Origin of the sequence: Streptomyces sp. Inha503 (genome assembly GCF_047215865.1) — a bacterium.
Classification (GTDB): Bacteria; Actinomycetota; Actinomycetes; order Streptomycetales; family Streptomycetaceae; genus Streptomyces; species Streptomyces lycopersici.
In genome coordinates this window covers 3,881,596-3,896,037 of sequence record NZ_CP178360.1, presented here as the reverse complement: position 1 = coordinate 3,896,037, position 14,442 = coordinate 3,881,596, and the positions used below count along the sequence as shown (strand labels likewise).

Below are 14,442 nucleotides of genomic sequence, written 5' to 3'. Positions count from 1 at the left end.
CGGCCGGGGTTACGCCTTGCGGAGGCGGAAGGTGAGGCCCAGCGGGGCGTCGGTGAACTCGTCGCCGTAGCCTTCCTCCCCGTCGCCGGAGGCGAAGTCGGTCGCGAGGACCTCGTCCGCGATCAGCTCGGCGTGGTCGGCGAGAGCCTGACGCAGCTCCTCGTCCGCCGACTGCCACCGCAGTGCGATCCGGTCGGCCACATCCAGCCCGCTGTTCTTACGGGCCTCCTGGATCAGCCGGATCGCGTCACGGGCGAGCCCCGCGCGCCGCAGCTCCGGGGTGATCTCCAGGTCGAGGGCGACCGTGGCGCCCGCGTCGGAGGCGACGGACCAACCCTCGCGCGGGGTCTCGGTGATGATGACCTCGTCGGGGGAGAGGGCGACCGTCTCGCCGTCCACCACGACCGACGCGTTCCCCTCGCGCAGCGCGACCGACAGCGCCGCGGCGTCGGCCTCCGCGATCGCCTTGGCGACCGGCTGGGTGCCCTTGCCGAAGCGCTTGCCCAGGGCGCGGAAGTTGGCCTTCGCGGTCGTGTCGACCAGCGAGCCGCCGACCTCGCTCAGCGAGGCGAGCGAGGAGACGTTCAGCTCCTCCTCGATCTGGGCGCGCAGTTCGGCTCCGAGGGTTTCGAAGCCGGAGGCGGCGACCAGCGCGCGCGACAGCGGCTGGCGCGTCTTCACACCGGACTCCGCGCGGGTCGCGCGCCCCAGTTCCACCAGGCGCCGCACGAGCGCCATCCGCTCCGAGAGAGCCGGGTCGATCATCGACCGGTCCGGCTCCGGCCAGGTGGTCAGGTGCACGGAGGCCGGGGCCTCCGGGCTCACCGGGACGACCAGGTCCTGCCAGACCCGCTCGGTGATGAAGGGCACCAGGGGTGCCATCAGCCGGGTGACCGTCTCGATGACGTCGTGGAGGGTGCGCATCGCGGCGGCGTCGCCCTGCCAGAAGCGGCGGCGCGACCGGCGCACGTACCAGTTGGACAGGTCGTCGACGAACGCCGACAGCAGCTTTCCGGCGCGCTGGGTGTCGTACGCCTCCAGGGACTCGGTGACCTGCTCGGTGAGCGTGCCCAGCTCGCCCAGCAGCCACCGGTCCAGCAGCGGCCGCTCGGCCGGGGCCGGGTCGGCCGCGGACGGGGCCCAGCCCGAGGTGCGGGCGTACAGCGCCTGGAAGGCGACGGTGTTCCAGTAGGTGAGCAGCGTCTTGCGCACGACCTCCTGGATGGTGCCGTGGCCCACCCGGCGGGCCGCCCACGGCGAGCCGCCCGCGGCCATGAACCAGCGCACCGCGTCCGCGCCGTGCTGATCCATCAGCGGGATCGGCTGAAGGATGTTGCCCAGGTGCTTGGACATCTTCCGGCCGTCCTCGGCCAGGATGTGACCGAGGCAGACCACGTTCTCGTACGAGGACCTGTCGAAGACGAGCGTGCCGACCGCCATGAGCGTGTAGAACCAGCCGCGGGTCTGGTCGATGGCCTCGGAGATGAACTGCGCCGGGTAGCGCCGCTCGAAGAGCTCCTTGTTGCGGTACGGGTAGCCGTACTGGGCGAACGGCATCGAGCCCGAGTCGTACCAGGCGTCGATGACCTCGGGCACCCGCTCGGCCGTCAGCGAGCAGCCGTCGGCGGTGCAGGTGAAGGTGACCGCGTCGATGTACGGCCGGTGCGGGTCCAGACCGCTCTGGTCGGTGCCGGTCAGCTCGGAGAGCTCGGCGAGGGAGCCGACGCAGGTGAGATGGGACTCGGCGCAGCGCCAGATGGGCAGCGGGGTGCCCCAGTAGCGGTTCCTCGACAGCGCCCAGTCGATGTTGTTATTGAGCCAGTCGCCATAGCGACCGGTCTTGACCGACTCGGGATACCAGTTGGTCTTCTCGTTCTCCCGCAGCAGCGCGTCCTTGATCGCGGTGGTGCGGATGTACCAGGACGGCTGGGCGTAGTAGAGCAGCGCCGTGTGGCAGCGCCAACAGTGCGGGTAGCTGTGCTCGTACGGCACGTGCCGGAACAGCAGCCCGCGCTCCTTGAGGTCCGCCGTCAGCGCCTCGTCGGCCTTCTTGAAGAACTGGCCGCCGACCAGGTCCAGGCCCTCCTCGAAGGTGCCGTCCGGGCGGACCGGGTTGACCACCGGCAGCCCGTAGGCCCGGCAGGTCAGCAGGTCGTCCTCACCGAAGGCGGGGGACTGGTGGACCAGACCGGTGCCGTCCTCGGTCGTCACATAGTCGGCGTTGACGACGAAGTGGGCGTCGGGGATCTCCACCAGCTCGAAGGGGCGCCGATAGCTCCAGCGCTCCATCTCGGCCCCGGTGAAGGACTCGCCGGTGACCGTCCAGCCCTCGCCGAGCGCCTTCTCGACCAGCGGCTCGGCGACGACCAGCTTCTCCTCGCCGTTGGTGGCGACCACATAGCGCACCTCCGGGTGCGCGGCCACGGCGGTGTTGGAGACCAGGGTCCAGGGTGTGGTCGTCCACACCAGCAGCGCCGCCTCGCCCGCCAGCGGGCCCGAGGTCAGCGGGAAGCGCACGAAGACCGAGGGGTCGACGACCGTCTCATAGCCCTGGGCCAGCTCGTGGTCGGACAGCCCGGTGCCGCAGCGCGGGCACCAGGGGGCGACCCGGTGGTCCTGGACCAGCAGCCCCTTGTTGAAGATCTCCTTCAGGGACCACCACACCGACTCGATGTACCCGGGGTTCATGGTCCAGTAGGCGCCGTCGAGGTCGGTCCAGAACCCCATCCGGGTGGTGAGCTCGGCGAAGGCGTCGGTGTGCCGGGTGACGGACTCCCGGCACTTGGCGTTGAACTCGGCGATGCCGTACGCCTCGATGTCCTTCTTGCCGTTGAAGCCCAGCTCCTTCTCGACCGCCAGCTCGACCGGCAGGCCGTGACAGTCCCAGCCCGCCTTACGGTCGACGTGGTAGCCCCGCATGGTGCGGAAGCGCGGGAAGACGTCCTTGAAGACGCGGGCCTCGATGTGGTGGGCGCCCGGCATGCCGTTCGCGGTCGGGGGGCCCTCGTAGAAGACCCACTCGGGCCGCCCCTCGGACTGCTCGAGGCTACGGGCGAAGATCTTGTTCTCCCGCCAGAAGTCGAGCACGGCGTGCTCGAGGGCGGGCAGGTCGACCTGGGCGGGCACCTGGCGGTACTGCGGCGTCATCGGGGCTCTTCTTCCTCCGGCGGACACGTGCTCTTCGTTTCCGTCGGAGGGACGAGAGCCGTGCGCTCCCGCGGTACCACCCTCCTTGGCCGGCAGCGGCTGGCTCCCGGCCCCCTCATTGGGATCGCGATGCCGGTTCTACTGACCCAGTGCGGGCGTTCTTCCGGCGGCTCCGGGGTGATCCTTCACATCGCGCTCGCCCCCGGGCTCACACCGTCCCCGGGTCGCTCTGGGCCGCCTGCGACGCTACTCGTCCCCATCCACGCCTTTCGCTGCGCCCCAGTGTACGGGGCCGGGGAGGCCGGGGCCGACCGAATAAGGCGCTACGCCGAGTGGGGGACGCCCGGGTCCGGCGACTGACCCGGATGGCCGGACGCCGGGGGCCGCGATCCGGATGGTCACGCTGGGTCACCCCCGGGTATCGGATCCCGGACGGATTACCGGAGGCGGAGTGGGGCACAACGGTGGAGACCGGGTTGTCGTACGGGCAAGCCGGGCGAATCGGGCGGCGTGCCCCGTTGCCGCCCGCCCGGAGTCGATTTATCGTTCCGGAACGATTCGCGCGCAAGATCACAATATGTGAAGGGGCCGCGGCCATGGTGGCGAGAAAGACCACCGTGCGGAAGAGCACGGCGAAGGCGACGAAGGCCGCGCCCGGCAAGAAGAGCGCCTCGGGCAAGAAGGCCGTCAACGAGACCGCGGCACCCGGCAGGGCCGCCGCGCAAGGCGCCGCCAAGGCGGCGAAGAAGAGCGCACCGAAGAAGAAGTCGGAGACGCCCGCCAAGAAGGCCGCGCCCGCCGACAAGGCGGTGCCCGCGAAGAAGACGGGAGCCAGGAAAGTGGTTGCGAAGAAAACCTCGGGTGGTGCGCCGACTGGCAAGAAGGCCACGACGACCGCGCCGCCCCTGCCCAAGGCCCGTGCGGCGGGCGCCCTCGTCGACCCCGGCGAGCTCGCGGTCCGGCCGGGCGAGGACCCCTGGTCGGCCGAGGAGGTGGACGAGGCGCGCGCCGGGCTGCTGACCGAGGCCGGCCGGCTGCGCACCGAGATCCTCGCCTCCGAGGAGGCGATCACCGGGCTGATGCGCGATTCCGGCGACGGCGCGGGCGACGACCAGGCCGACACCGGCACCAAGAACATCACCCGCGAGCATGAGATGGCCCTGACCGGAAACGCCCGCGAGATGCTGCTCCAGACCGAGCGGGCCCTGGATCGGCTGGACACCGGGACGTACGGGCTGTGCGAGAGCTGTGGCAACGCGATCGGCAAGGCGCGGATGCAGGCGTTCCCCCGGGCCACGCTGTGTGTCGAGTGCAAGCAGCGCCAGGAGCGGCGCTGACGCCCGTACGCGTGTGCCGTACCCTCGTCCCTCACAGGGGGAGACAGACTCACGAGGTTGAGGGACTCACGTGACAGAGGCGGAGCAGGCCATCGGTACGCCGGACGCGGGGAAGGCAGAGGGGGGCGCCGGGACCAGCGCCGCCGGATCCGGTGAGGCCGCGCCGGACAGGGGGAAGCGGCGTGTCGGGGTGCTCCTCGCGGTCGCGGCGCTGGCCTATCTGATCGATCTGACCAGCAAGCTGGCCGTGGTCGCGAAGCTGGAGCACCACGCTCCGGTGGAGGTGATCGGCACCTGGCTCCAGTTCGAGGTGATCCGCAACCGGGGGGCCGCGTTCGGCTTCGGCGAGGCCATGACCATCGTCTTCACGGTGATCGCGGTCGGCGTCATCGTGGTGATCGCGCGGCTGGCCCGCAAGCTCCACAGCCTGCCCTGGGCCATCGCGCTCGGGCTGCTGCTCGGCGGCGCCTTCGGCAATCTCACCGACCGGGTCTTCCGGGCGCCCGGGGATTTCCAGGGGGCGGTCGTCGACTTCATCGCGCCCTCCCACTTCGCGGTCTTCAACCTCGCCGACTCGGCCATCGTGTGCGGTGGCTTCCTGATCGTGATCCTGTCCTTCCGCGGTCTGGACCCGGACGGCACGGTCCACAAGGACTGACCGGGGCCGACACCGGTCCGGTCCCCGGGAGGGCGTATCCGACGGGCGTACGAACCGGTGCTCCCGGTCCGGCATACTCGTCGGGTGAGTACGATTCCCGAGATCCGCACCCTGCCCGTACCGGACGGTCTGGAGGGCGAGCGCGTCGACGCCGCGATCGCCCGTATGTTCGGTTTCTCCCGGACCAAGGCGGCCGAGCTCGCCGCCGCCGGAAAGGTGCAGCTCGACGGCAGTGTCGCCGGGAAGTCCGACCGGGTCTCCGGGGGTGCCTGGCTCGAGGTCGAGATGCCGCAGGCCGCGCCGCCGGTGCGGATCGTCGCCGAGCCCGTCGAGGGCATGGAGATCGTGCACGACGACGAGGACATCGTGGTCGTCTCCAAGCCGGTCGGCGTCGCCGCCCACCCCAGCCCCGGCTGGAGCGGCCCCACCGTGATCGGCGGGCTCGCCGCCGCCGGTTTCCGGGTCTCCACCTCGGGCGCCGCCGAGCGCCAGGGGATCGTGCACCGGCTGGACGTCGGCACCTCCGGGCTGATGGTCGTCGCCAAGTCCGAGCTCGCGTACTCCGTGCTCAAGCAGCAGTTCCGCGAGCGCACCGTGGACAAGCGCTACCACGCGCTGGTCCAGGGCCACCCGGACCCGCTGAGCGGCACCATCGACGCCCCGATCGGCCGCCATCCTCAGCACGACTACAAGTGGGCGGTGACCGCGGACGGCAAGCCGAGCGTCACCCACTACGACCTCATCGAGGCGTTCCGGGCCGCGAGCCTGCTGGACATCAAGCTGGAGACCGGCCGCACCCACCAGATCCGGGTGCACATGGCGGCCCACCGCCACCCCTGCGTCGGCGACCTCACCTACGGCGCGGACCCGACGCTCGCCAAGCGGCTGAAGCTGACCCGGCAGTGGCTGCACGCCGTGCGGCTCGGCTTCGAGCACCCCGCGCACGGCGGATGGGTCGAGTTCGAGAGCCGCTACCCGGACGACCTGCGCGGGGCGCTGGACATCGTGAAGGCGGAGAGCGCGTGATCGAGGTCGTGACCGACGGGGACCTCTCCGGCTGTTTCGCGGTCCGCCGCGAGGTCTTCGTGGTGGAGCAGCGGATCCCCGAGGAAGAGGAGATGGACGCGTACGACGCGCACGCCGTCCACCTCCTGGCCACCGACGACGGGGGCCGCCCGGTGGGCACCGTCCGCTTTCTGCACGGCGCGGCCGCGGACAAGAAGTACGGCCGCGCGGGTGTCGACGGCGCCACCACCGCCGTGCTCGGCCGCCTCGCGGTGGCCCGCGCGGCGCGGGGCACGGGGCTGGGGGCCGAGCTGGTCCGGGCCGTCGAGGCGGAGGCCCACCGGCGCGGTCTGGCCGAGGTCTATCTGGAGTCCCAGACCCATGCGCTCGGCTTCTACGAGCGGCTGGGCTACGAGGCGTTCGGCCCCGAGTTCGACGAGGGCAGCGGCATCCCGCACCGGGCGATGCGACGGTCGCTGTAGCGACTGGCGAGCGATGCGGCGGTCGCTGTAGCGGCGCGCCGCCGGGCTCACCGTGGGTGCCGGGCGTCCTTGCGCAGCCCTTCCTCGAAGCGGGCGAAGTGATCGTGGCGCTCACGGCGGCGCTCGCTCTCCAACAGCGCCTGCGGGGCCTGCGCGGCCGGGGCGGTGGCGATCCGCGGCAGGGCGTACGGATGGGCGTCCCGCAGCCAGGTGATCATCTTCTCGCGCACCTCACAGCGCACGGTCCACGCGTCGTCCGGGTCCCGCGCCGTGATGAGCGCCCGCACCAGGATGGTGCTCGGGGTGGTGTCCGTCACCACCAGATTCCAGTCCCGGCCGTCCCAGGCCGGGGATTTCTGCACGATCTCGCGCAGGTGCTCCCGCATCTCCTCGATCGGCGCGGTGTGGTCCAGGTGGAAGAAGACCGTGGCCACCTTCTGGGTGCCGCCGCGTGACCAGTTCTCGAACGGCTTGTTGGTGAAGTACGACACCGGCATGGTGATCCGGCGCTCGTCCCAGGTCCGTACGGACAGGAAGGTCAGCGTGATCTCCTCGACCGTGCCCCACTCGCCGTCCACGACCACCGTGTCGCCGATCCGCACCATGTCGCCGAAGGCGATCTGGAGCCCCGCGAAGAGGTTCCCCAGCGTGGACTGGGCGGCCACACCGGCGACCACCCCGAGGATCCCGGCGGAGGCCAGCATGGAGGTGCCGACCGTGCGCATGGTCGGGAAGGTCAGCAGCATGGCGGAGGCCGCCACCACGCCGACGATCGCGGCCACCACCCGCTGGATCAGCGTCACCTGGGTGCGCACCCGGCGCACCCGCGCGGGGTCGTGCGCGCTGGAGGAGGCGTAGCGGAAGTAGGAGGACTCCACCACGGCCGAGGAGACCCGCACCATGAGCCACGCCGTGGCCGCGATGAGCACCAGCGCGAGCAACTGGCCGATCGCCGACCCGTGCTCCTTGACGACCCTCGCCTCGGTCTTGTCGTACGAACCGCTCAGCAACGCCGTGCACACGGTCACCTGAAGAGGGAGCCGGCAGCGGCGCAGATGGCCCCACAGGGGGGTCTCGGGATGCCGGGCGTCGACCCTCCGCAGCAGCCAGTCGACGGCCCAGCCGATGAACAGCGTGATTGCCAGTGAGCCGCCGATGACGATGAGCGGACGCAGCACGTCCTCCATGGACACCTACCTCATCCTTCCCCAGGGGAGACTCCAGGGCGTCCTGTGCCGCCTTCCCCGGATCCGGTGTCCTCAGACTGTGACTGGCACGATAGGAGGGGGCGATCCACGGAAAGTGAAACGGGAAGGAAAGTGACGGCGGTGGCCGATACCTCGACGATTGTGCTGTTCCACTCCGCGTACGGACTGCGGCCCGCCGTCCACGAGGCGGCCGACCGGCTGCGCGCGGCCGGGCATGAGGTGGTCGTGCCGGACCTGTACGAGGGGCAGACCGCCGAGACCGTCGAGGACGGCATGGTGATCAAGGAGCGGATCGGCCGGGACGAGCTGCTGAAACGGGCCATCGCCGCCGCCGCTCCGTACTCGGACCGCGGGCTGGTCTACGCCGGGTTCTCGCTCGGCGGCTCCCTCGCGCAGAACCTGGCGCTGGCCGACGACAAGGCGCGCGGACTGCTCCTGCTGCACGGCACCTCGGACATCGCCGACGACGCCGCGGCCGACGACCTGCCGGTGCAGCTCCATGTGGCCGACCCCGACCCGTTCGAGCCGCACGACTGGCTCAACGCCTGGTACCTGCGGATGCGGCGGGCCGGTGCCGATGTGGAGGTCTTCCGCTACGGCGGGGCCGGGCACATCTTCACCGACCCCGAGCTGCCGGACTACGACAAGGAGGCCGCCGAGGCCACCTGGCGGGTGGCGCTCGGCTTCCTGGCGAGCCTCTGAGCCCTTGGCGCACGGGCGAGTCTCTAACGCACGGGGCGAGTCTCTAGCGCACGGGCGCGTCGGCGCGCTCGATCTTCTGGCTGCCCGCCTGGGTGCGGTACGACCGCGTCCAGGCGCTCGTGGCGTGCGGATCGGTCCGGTCGGAGACGGTGTAGTAGTCCATCTGGGCCCGCCGCGGGGTGACATCGAGCACGCCGTAGCCGTGTGAGTCCATGTCCACCCACTTCACATGGCGGTTGGCGGCCCTGATCGCGGCGGCCGCCGCCAGGGACACCGTCTGCGGCGCCACATGCAGCAGATCGTCGAGGTTGTCCGAGGTCACCGAGGTGACCACGAACTCGGTCGCGGCCGACCGGGAGAGCGGATAGGTGGCGGCCTTCACCGGTACGTCGTTGGCCCACGCCATATGGATGTCACCGGTGAGGAAGACCGTATTGCCGATCCCGTGGGCGGTGAGGTGGGCGAGCAGCTCGCGCCGGTCGTCCGTATAGCCGTCCCACTGGTCGGTGTTGATGGCCAGCCCGCCCTTGGGCAGCCCCAGCAACTCGGCCAGCGGGCCCAGCAGCTCGGCGGGGAGGGCCCCGAAGGCGACCGGTGAGATCATCACCGAGTTGCCCACCAGCCGCCAGGTGGTGTCCGAGGCGGTCAGGCCCGACTTCAGCCAGTCGAGCTGGGCGCGCCCGGTCAGGGTGCGCTCCGGGTCGTCCACGTCCCCGCTGCCGGTGGCCGCCTGCTGGGAGCGGAACGAGCGCAGGTCGAGCAGGTGGAGTTCGGCCAGGCTGCCGTAGCGCAGCCGCCGGTAGGTGGTGCCCTGGGTGGAGGGGCGCACCGGCATCCACTCGAAGTACGCCTGCTTGGCGGCGGTCACCCGCTGGGCCCACGCCCCCTCGGTGCCGGGCGTGTGGTTCTCCGCCCCGCCGGACCAGGCGTCGTTGGCGAACTCGTGGTCGTCCCAGATCGCGATCAGGGGGAGCGCGGCGTGCAGCGCCTGGGCGTCGGGGTCGGTCTTGTAGTTCCCGTGCCGGACGCGGTAGTCGGCGAGTGCGACGATCTCGTGGGTGGGGGCGTGCGGACGGACGACGTACCTGGCCTCCGGGTATTCGCCGCTCTTGTACTCGTAGATGTAGTCGCCCAGATGGAGCACCGCGTCCAGATCGGTGCGGGCGGCCAGATGGCGGTACGGGGAGAACCAGCCCGCCTCCCAGTTGGCGCAGGAGACCACGCCGAAGCGCACCCCCTCGGTCGCCGCGTCGTGCGCGGGGGCGGTGCGGGTGCGCCCCACGGGGGAGCGGACGCCGCCGTCCACGCCGAAGCGGTAGAAGTAACCGGTGGCGGGCCGCAGCCCGCGCACATCGGCCTTGACGGTGTGGTCGGTCTGGGCGGCGGCCTTGACGGTGCCGTGGGCGACGACCGAGCGGAAGTCCCGGTCCTCGGCGACCTCCCAGGTCACCTCGACGGCGGGCCCGAGCCCCGAGCCGGGCACGGCGTCGGGGGCGGGCGTGATACGGGTCCACAGCAGGATCCCGTCGGGCAGCGGGTCGCCCGAGGCGACGCCGTGCAGGAAGGCGGGCCCGGAGGCGGCGGTGGCGGTGGGGCCCGGGACGAGGGGCAGCAGGGCGGCGGCGGCCGCCGCGGCCGTGACGGCGCTTCGGCGCGATATGTGGAGGTCGGTCACGGCCGAGGAGATTACTGACAAGTAGCCCGCGCGGACAGGGGACTTGGGGGATGTTCGCCCACCCGTCGCCGCCAGGTCACCAACGGCACCGGGCCATAACGCCGTCGGCGGGCGCGCCCTCGAGGGCACGCCCGCCGACTCGGCCTGAGAAGGGCCGGACGTTACTTCTTGAGGTTCTGCTTGACGAGCGGGGTGAACTGGTCCGGGGTCATCGGCGGGTTTTGGCCCACCATCAGCTTCTTCCCGTTCATCTTGAAGGACGGGGTGGCGTCGACGTCCTTGGTGTCGTTGAACGACTTGGACATGGCCAGCGCCCACCGGTCGTAGGTGCCGTTCTTCACGGCCTTCTCGAAGGCCGTGTTGCCCTTCAGCTCCTTGACCTGCTGTGCGACGTCGATCAGCTTCTGGTCGTTCGCGAAGGCGTCATCGGTCTCCTGCGGGTGGTTCTTCGGCGCGTACAGCGCCTCCTTGTAGTCCAGGAACGCCTGCGGGCTGACGTTGAGGGCCGCGCCGAGCGCGCTCAGCGCGTTCTTCGACCCGGCGCCGGGCTGCTGCTTGTTGTCGTCGAGGAAGGTGCCCATGGTGAACTGCGCCTTGTAGGTGCCGTCCTTGATGTCCTTGAGCACGGTCGGGCCGGTGAACTTCTCGAACTGGGCGCAGACCGGGCAGCGCATGTCCTCGTAGACGTGCAGGGTGTTCTTGGCCTTCTTGTCGCCGATGACGACCGTCGTGCCCTGGGGGCCGGTGGCGTTGGCGGGCTTGGCGAACGTCTTCTTCTCGGCCGCCGCCCGCCACTTCTCGTTGGGGTTGTCCGAGCTCATGTTGGTGACGGCGTAGCCGATGCCGCCGGCTATCGCGAGGACCGCGACGACGGCGCCGCCGACGAACAGTTGGCGCCGCATCCGGTCCTTCTTGGCCTGGCGCTCGCGCTCGGCGCGCAGCCGTTCGCGCGCGGCCTGCTTGTTCTGCTGGCTGTTGCGATTGCTCATGATGGTTCGATCTCCGTGGGTGTGCGTCGTCAGTGATGCGTACGAGGGTGTGGAGCGCTGTGCTCAGGCAGCGGCCGAGCGGGGCGGTCCACGACGCACCACGGAGTGCACGAGGAGAGGGAGGGCGGGCGCCGGGCGCACCGGCCGTACGGGCCGCGGGGCCCGGCGGTGGGGCAGCAGGACCGCCGCGTGGACCGCGACGGCCAGCAGCAGCGGCCGGAAGGCGAAGGCGGCCACGGAGGCCAGCAGACGGCTCAGGGCGGCCTCGCCGCGCCGCAGCCAGGCCGAGGCGATCAGACCCACCGCGATATGCGCGGCGAGCAGCAGCCAGGGGGTGGCGGTGCTCACGGCGGCCGCCAGCGGGGTGGCGACGCCGTTCTGGGAGACCCCGGGCAGCGGACCGCCGAGGTCGCCACCGCCACACAGCACGGTGACCCCCATGGAGCGCAGGGAGCCCGCCACCGGGCCGCCGGACTGTCCGTAACACGCCTGCTGGCCGGTGGTGAAGATCGTGTCGGCGGCCAGCTCCAGGGGGATCATCAGGGCCGCTATGGACCAGAAGCCCCGCTCCCGGCCCGCGAGGGCGTACGCGACGGCGAAGACGGCCACCGCGAGCGCGGCGACGGTGCCCAGCGGAAGCGGGGCCCGCGACAGCAGGACATGCGAAGCCGAGGACAGCGTGACGCACAGCGCCGTGAAGAGCGCCGCGCGCACTGCCCTCAGCTGCGGTCCGGTGCCATCCATGACTTCGAATTCTGCCATGAACGGCTGTAGGGACCATGTGAAGAGTCGGCCCGGCGCTTGGCTACCCCGCCTGACCTGCTGGTTCACCCCTTGAGCTGTTTGTTCACCGCTTCCGTGAACTCCGCCGCGGTCGCGGGGGTGGAGCCGCCGCCGGTCAGCTGGGAGCCGTCGAGCTTGACGGTGGGGGTGCCGTTCACCCCGGAGGCGTCGAAGTCGGCGATCATCTTCTTCGCCCACGGGTCGTAGGTGCCCTCGCGCAGAGCCTCCCGGAAGGAGGCGTTCGTCTTGAGCGCGTACACCTCCTGGGAGACGGCCAGCAGCCGGTCGTCGTCGGCGTAGGAGTCCTTGCTCTCCTCGGGGTGGTTCTTCGACGACATCAGGGCGGCCTTGTAGTCGAGGAAGGTGTCGGTGCTCACGTCCAGCGCCGCCCCGAGGGCGCTCAGGGCGTTCGCGGAGCCGCTGCCGCCCATGCTCTTGTCGAGGATGGCGGCGAAGTGGAACGAGACCTTGTACTTGCCGGCCTTGATGTCCTTGGCGATGGTCGGCCCGACCGCCTGGTCGAAGGAGGCGCACGGCGGGCAGCGCAGATCCTCGTAGACGTCGAGGGTGTGCTCGGCATCGGCCTCGCCGATCACCACGGTGGTGCCGCTCGGCCCGGAGCTGTGGGCGGGCGTGACGAGGTTTCCCGGGCCCTGTGAGCCACCGGAGCCGTCCGGGTCCCCGGAACCGCCCGAGCCCGGCGGGCCCTGGACGACATCGTCCGACGCGCCGACCCGGGAGCCCTGGTCGTCATCCGTGAACACGAGGACGCCCGCGACCACCGCGGCGGCGGCCGCCACCGCGATGACGGCTGTAAGGCCGCCCTTGCGCTGCCGGTCCGCCGGTGCGGGAGCGCCGCCCCAGGGCCCGCCACCCGGGCCGGGCGGTGGGCCCTGGGGCGGCGGGGGAGCGGACGGGAAGCCCGGAGGCTGATCCGGGGGCGGCGGATGACCCGGCTGCTGGTACGGATTCTGCTGCGGGTCTCGCTCGCCCCCCGGCGGCTGCTGTCCAGGCCACATGACAGACAACGATAGGGGGGCGGGCGCACCCCGGCCATGGCCGGGGTGACGATCAACGGCCCCGGGGGACGGGGCGCCCCCCGGGGGAGGCGATCAGAGGCCGGGAATGCGGCCGTTGCGGAAGAGGTCCACGAAGATCTGGTGGTCGGCGCGGGCGCGCGCACCGTAGGAGTGCGCGAAGTCCACCAGGAGCTCGGCGAAGCCGTCCTCGTCGGCGGCGATCACCGCGTCGATGGCCCGCTCGGTGGAGAACGGCACCAGCGAGTGGCCGCTCTGGTCGTCCGCGGCCGCGTGCATGGTGGCCGTGGCCCGGCCCAGGTCGGCCACGACGGCCGCGATCTCGGCCGGGTCGTCGATGTCGGACCAGTCCAGGTCCACCGCGTACGGCGACACCTCGGCGACCAACTGCCCCGCCCCGTCCAGCTCGGTCCAGCCCAGCCACGGGTCGGCGTGGGCCTGGAGCGCACGCTGGGAGATCACCGTGCGGTGGCCCTCGTGGTGGAAGTACGACCGCACCTGCTCATCGGTGATGTGCCGGGAGACCGCCGGGGTCTGCCCCTGCTTCATGTAGATCACCACATCGTTCTCCAGGGCGTCGCTGTTGCCCTCCAGAAGGATGTTGTACGAGGGCAGCCCGGCGCTGCCGATGCCGATGCCCCGGCGGCCCACCACGTCCTTGACGCGGTAGGAGTCCGGGCGCGAGAGACTGGACTCGGGGAGCGTCTCCAGATAGCCGTCGAAGGCGGCCAGGACCTTGTAGCGGGTGGCCGCGTCCAGCTCGATGGACCCGCCGCCGGCCGTGAAGCGGCGCTCGAAGTCGCGGATCTCGGTCATCGAGTCCAGCAGCCCGAAGCGGGTCAGCGAGCGGGCGTCGCGCAGCGCGTCCAGCAGCGGGCCCTCCGCGGTCTCCAGGGTGAAGGGCGGCACCTCGTCGTTCTTGGCGCCGGTGGCCAGGGCGTGGACGCGCTCGCGGTAGGCGCCGGCGTACGTCCGCACCAGCTCGGTGATCTTCTCGTCGCTGAGCGCCTTGGTGTAGCCGATGAGCGCCACGGACGCGGCGAAGCGCTTGAGGTCCCAGGTGAAGGGGCCGACGTACGCCTCGTCGAAGTCGTTCACATTGAAGATCAGCCGGCCGTTGGCGTCCATGTAGGTGCCGAAGTTCTCGGCGTGGAGGTCGCCGTGGATCCACACCCGGCTGGTGCGGTCGTCCAGGTACGGCCCGCCGGAGCGCTCCCGCTCCACATCGGAATAGAACAGGCAGGCGGTACCGCGGTAGAACGCGAACGCCGAGGCGGCCATCTTCCGGAACTTGACGCGGAAGGCGGCCGGGTCGGCGGCGAGCAGCTCGCCGAAGGCGGTGTCGAATACGGCGAGGATGTGCTCGCCGCGCTGTTCCGCCTGGGTCTGCTGGGTCGACATCGCGGAACGCCTCCTGGG

At 71.1% G+C, this 14,442-nt stretch carries 12 protein-coding genes; 5 read left to right on the top strand and 7 right to left on the bottom strand.

What is annotated here, in order from left to right; genetic code table 11:
* Positions 1-9: 9 nt before the first annotated feature.
* The gene (gene ileS / locus ACJX2R_RS16060) at positions 10-3,147 is read right to left on the bottom strand and encodes an isoleucine--tRNA ligase (RefSeq protein WP_413100657.1); all 3,138 of its coding nucleotides are present in this window, start codon (positions 3,145-3,147) and stop codon (positions 10-12) included.
* A 596-nt stretch (positions 3,148-3,743) separates the two neighbouring features.
* Here ileS and ACJX2R_RS16055 point away from each other — a divergent pair.
* From ACJX2R_RS16055 to ACJX2R_RS16040, 4 genes are all read left to right on the top strand, one after another.
* Positions 3,744-4,484: a TraR/DksA family transcriptional regulator gene (locus ACJX2R_RS16055; RefSeq protein WP_413100656.1), complete on the top strand. Its 741-nt coding sequence runs from the start codon at positions 3,744-3,746 to the stop codon at positions 4,482-4,484.
* Between the two features lie 70 nt (positions 4,485-4,554).
* A complete protein-coding gene (gene lspA / locus ACJX2R_RS16050; protein ID WP_262701402.1) occupies positions 4,555-5,142 on the top strand; it encodes a signal peptidase II in 588 nt (195 codons plus the stop codon).
* A gap of 84 nt (positions 5,143-5,226) precedes the next feature.
* On the top strand, positions 5,227-6,168 hold the full coding sequence (locus tag ACJX2R_RS16045; RefSeq protein WP_413100655.1) for an RluA family pseudouridine synthase: 942 nt from the start codon (positions 5,227-5,229) through the stop codon (positions 6,166-6,168).
* A complete protein-coding gene (locus ACJX2R_RS16040) occupies positions 6,165-6,629 on the top strand; it encodes a GNAT family N-acetyltransferase (RefSeq protein ID WP_413100654.1) in 465 nt (154 codons plus the stop codon). Before ACJX2R_RS16045 ends, ACJX2R_RS16040 begins: the two co-directional genes overlap by 4 nt.
* Positions 6,630-6,676: 47 nt before the next feature.
* Here the strand turns inward: ACJX2R_RS16040 and ACJX2R_RS16035 are convergent, their stop codons facing one another.
* The gene (locus tag ACJX2R_RS16035; RefSeq protein WP_413105869.1) at positions 6,677-7,816 is read right to left on the bottom strand and encodes a mechanosensitive ion channel family protein; all 1,140 of its coding nucleotides are present in this window, start codon (positions 7,814-7,816) and stop codon (positions 6,677-6,679) included.
* 132 nt (positions 7,817-7,948) lie between these two features.
* Between ACJX2R_RS16035 and ACJX2R_RS16030 the strand changes: the two genes are divergently transcribed.
* Positions 7,949-8,539, top strand: a complete 591-nt coding sequence (locus ACJX2R_RS16030; RefSeq protein WP_413100653.1) for a dienelactone hydrolase family protein — start codon at positions 7,949-7,951, stop codon at positions 8,537-8,539.
* A 43-nt stretch (positions 8,540-8,582) separates the two neighbouring features.
* Here the strand turns inward: ACJX2R_RS16030 and ACJX2R_RS16025 are convergent, their stop codons facing one another.
* The 5 genes from ACJX2R_RS16025 to ACJX2R_RS16005 all read right to left on the bottom strand — a co-directional run bounded on the left by ACJX2R_RS16025 (position 8,583) and on the right by ACJX2R_RS16005 (position 14,424).
* Positions 8,583-10,214 carry an alkaline phosphatase D family protein gene (locus ACJX2R_RS16025; RefSeq protein ID WP_413100652.1) on the bottom strand — a complete coding sequence of 544 codons (1,632 nt, stop codon included), beginning with the start codon at positions 10,212-10,214 and terminating at the stop codon, positions 8,583-8,585.
* A gap of 161 nt (positions 10,215-10,375) precedes the next feature.
* Complete coding sequence (locus ACJX2R_RS16020) at positions 10,376-11,203, bottom strand: thioredoxin domain-containing protein (protein ID WP_413100651.1); 828 nt, start codon at positions 11,201-11,203, stop codon at positions 10,376-10,378.
* A gap of 63 nt (positions 11,204-11,266) precedes the next feature.
* A complete protein-coding gene (locus ACJX2R_RS16015; RefSeq protein WP_413100650.1) occupies positions 11,267-11,947 on the bottom strand; it encodes a hypothetical protein in 681 nt (226 codons plus the stop codon).
* 83 nt (positions 11,948-12,030) lie between these two features.
* The gene (locus ACJX2R_RS16010) at positions 12,031-13,005 is read right to left on the bottom strand and encodes a thioredoxin domain-containing protein (RefSeq protein ID WP_413100649.1); all 975 of its coding nucleotides are present in this window, start codon (positions 13,003-13,005) and stop codon (positions 12,031-12,033) included.
* A 93-nt stretch (positions 13,006-13,098) separates the two neighbouring features.
* Positions 13,099-14,424: a DUF2252 domain-containing protein gene (locus ACJX2R_RS16005; protein ID WP_262701394.1), complete on the bottom strand. Its 1,326-nt coding sequence runs from the start codon at positions 14,422-14,424 to the stop codon at positions 13,099-13,101.
* Positions 14,425-14,442 lie beyond the last annotated feature (18 nt).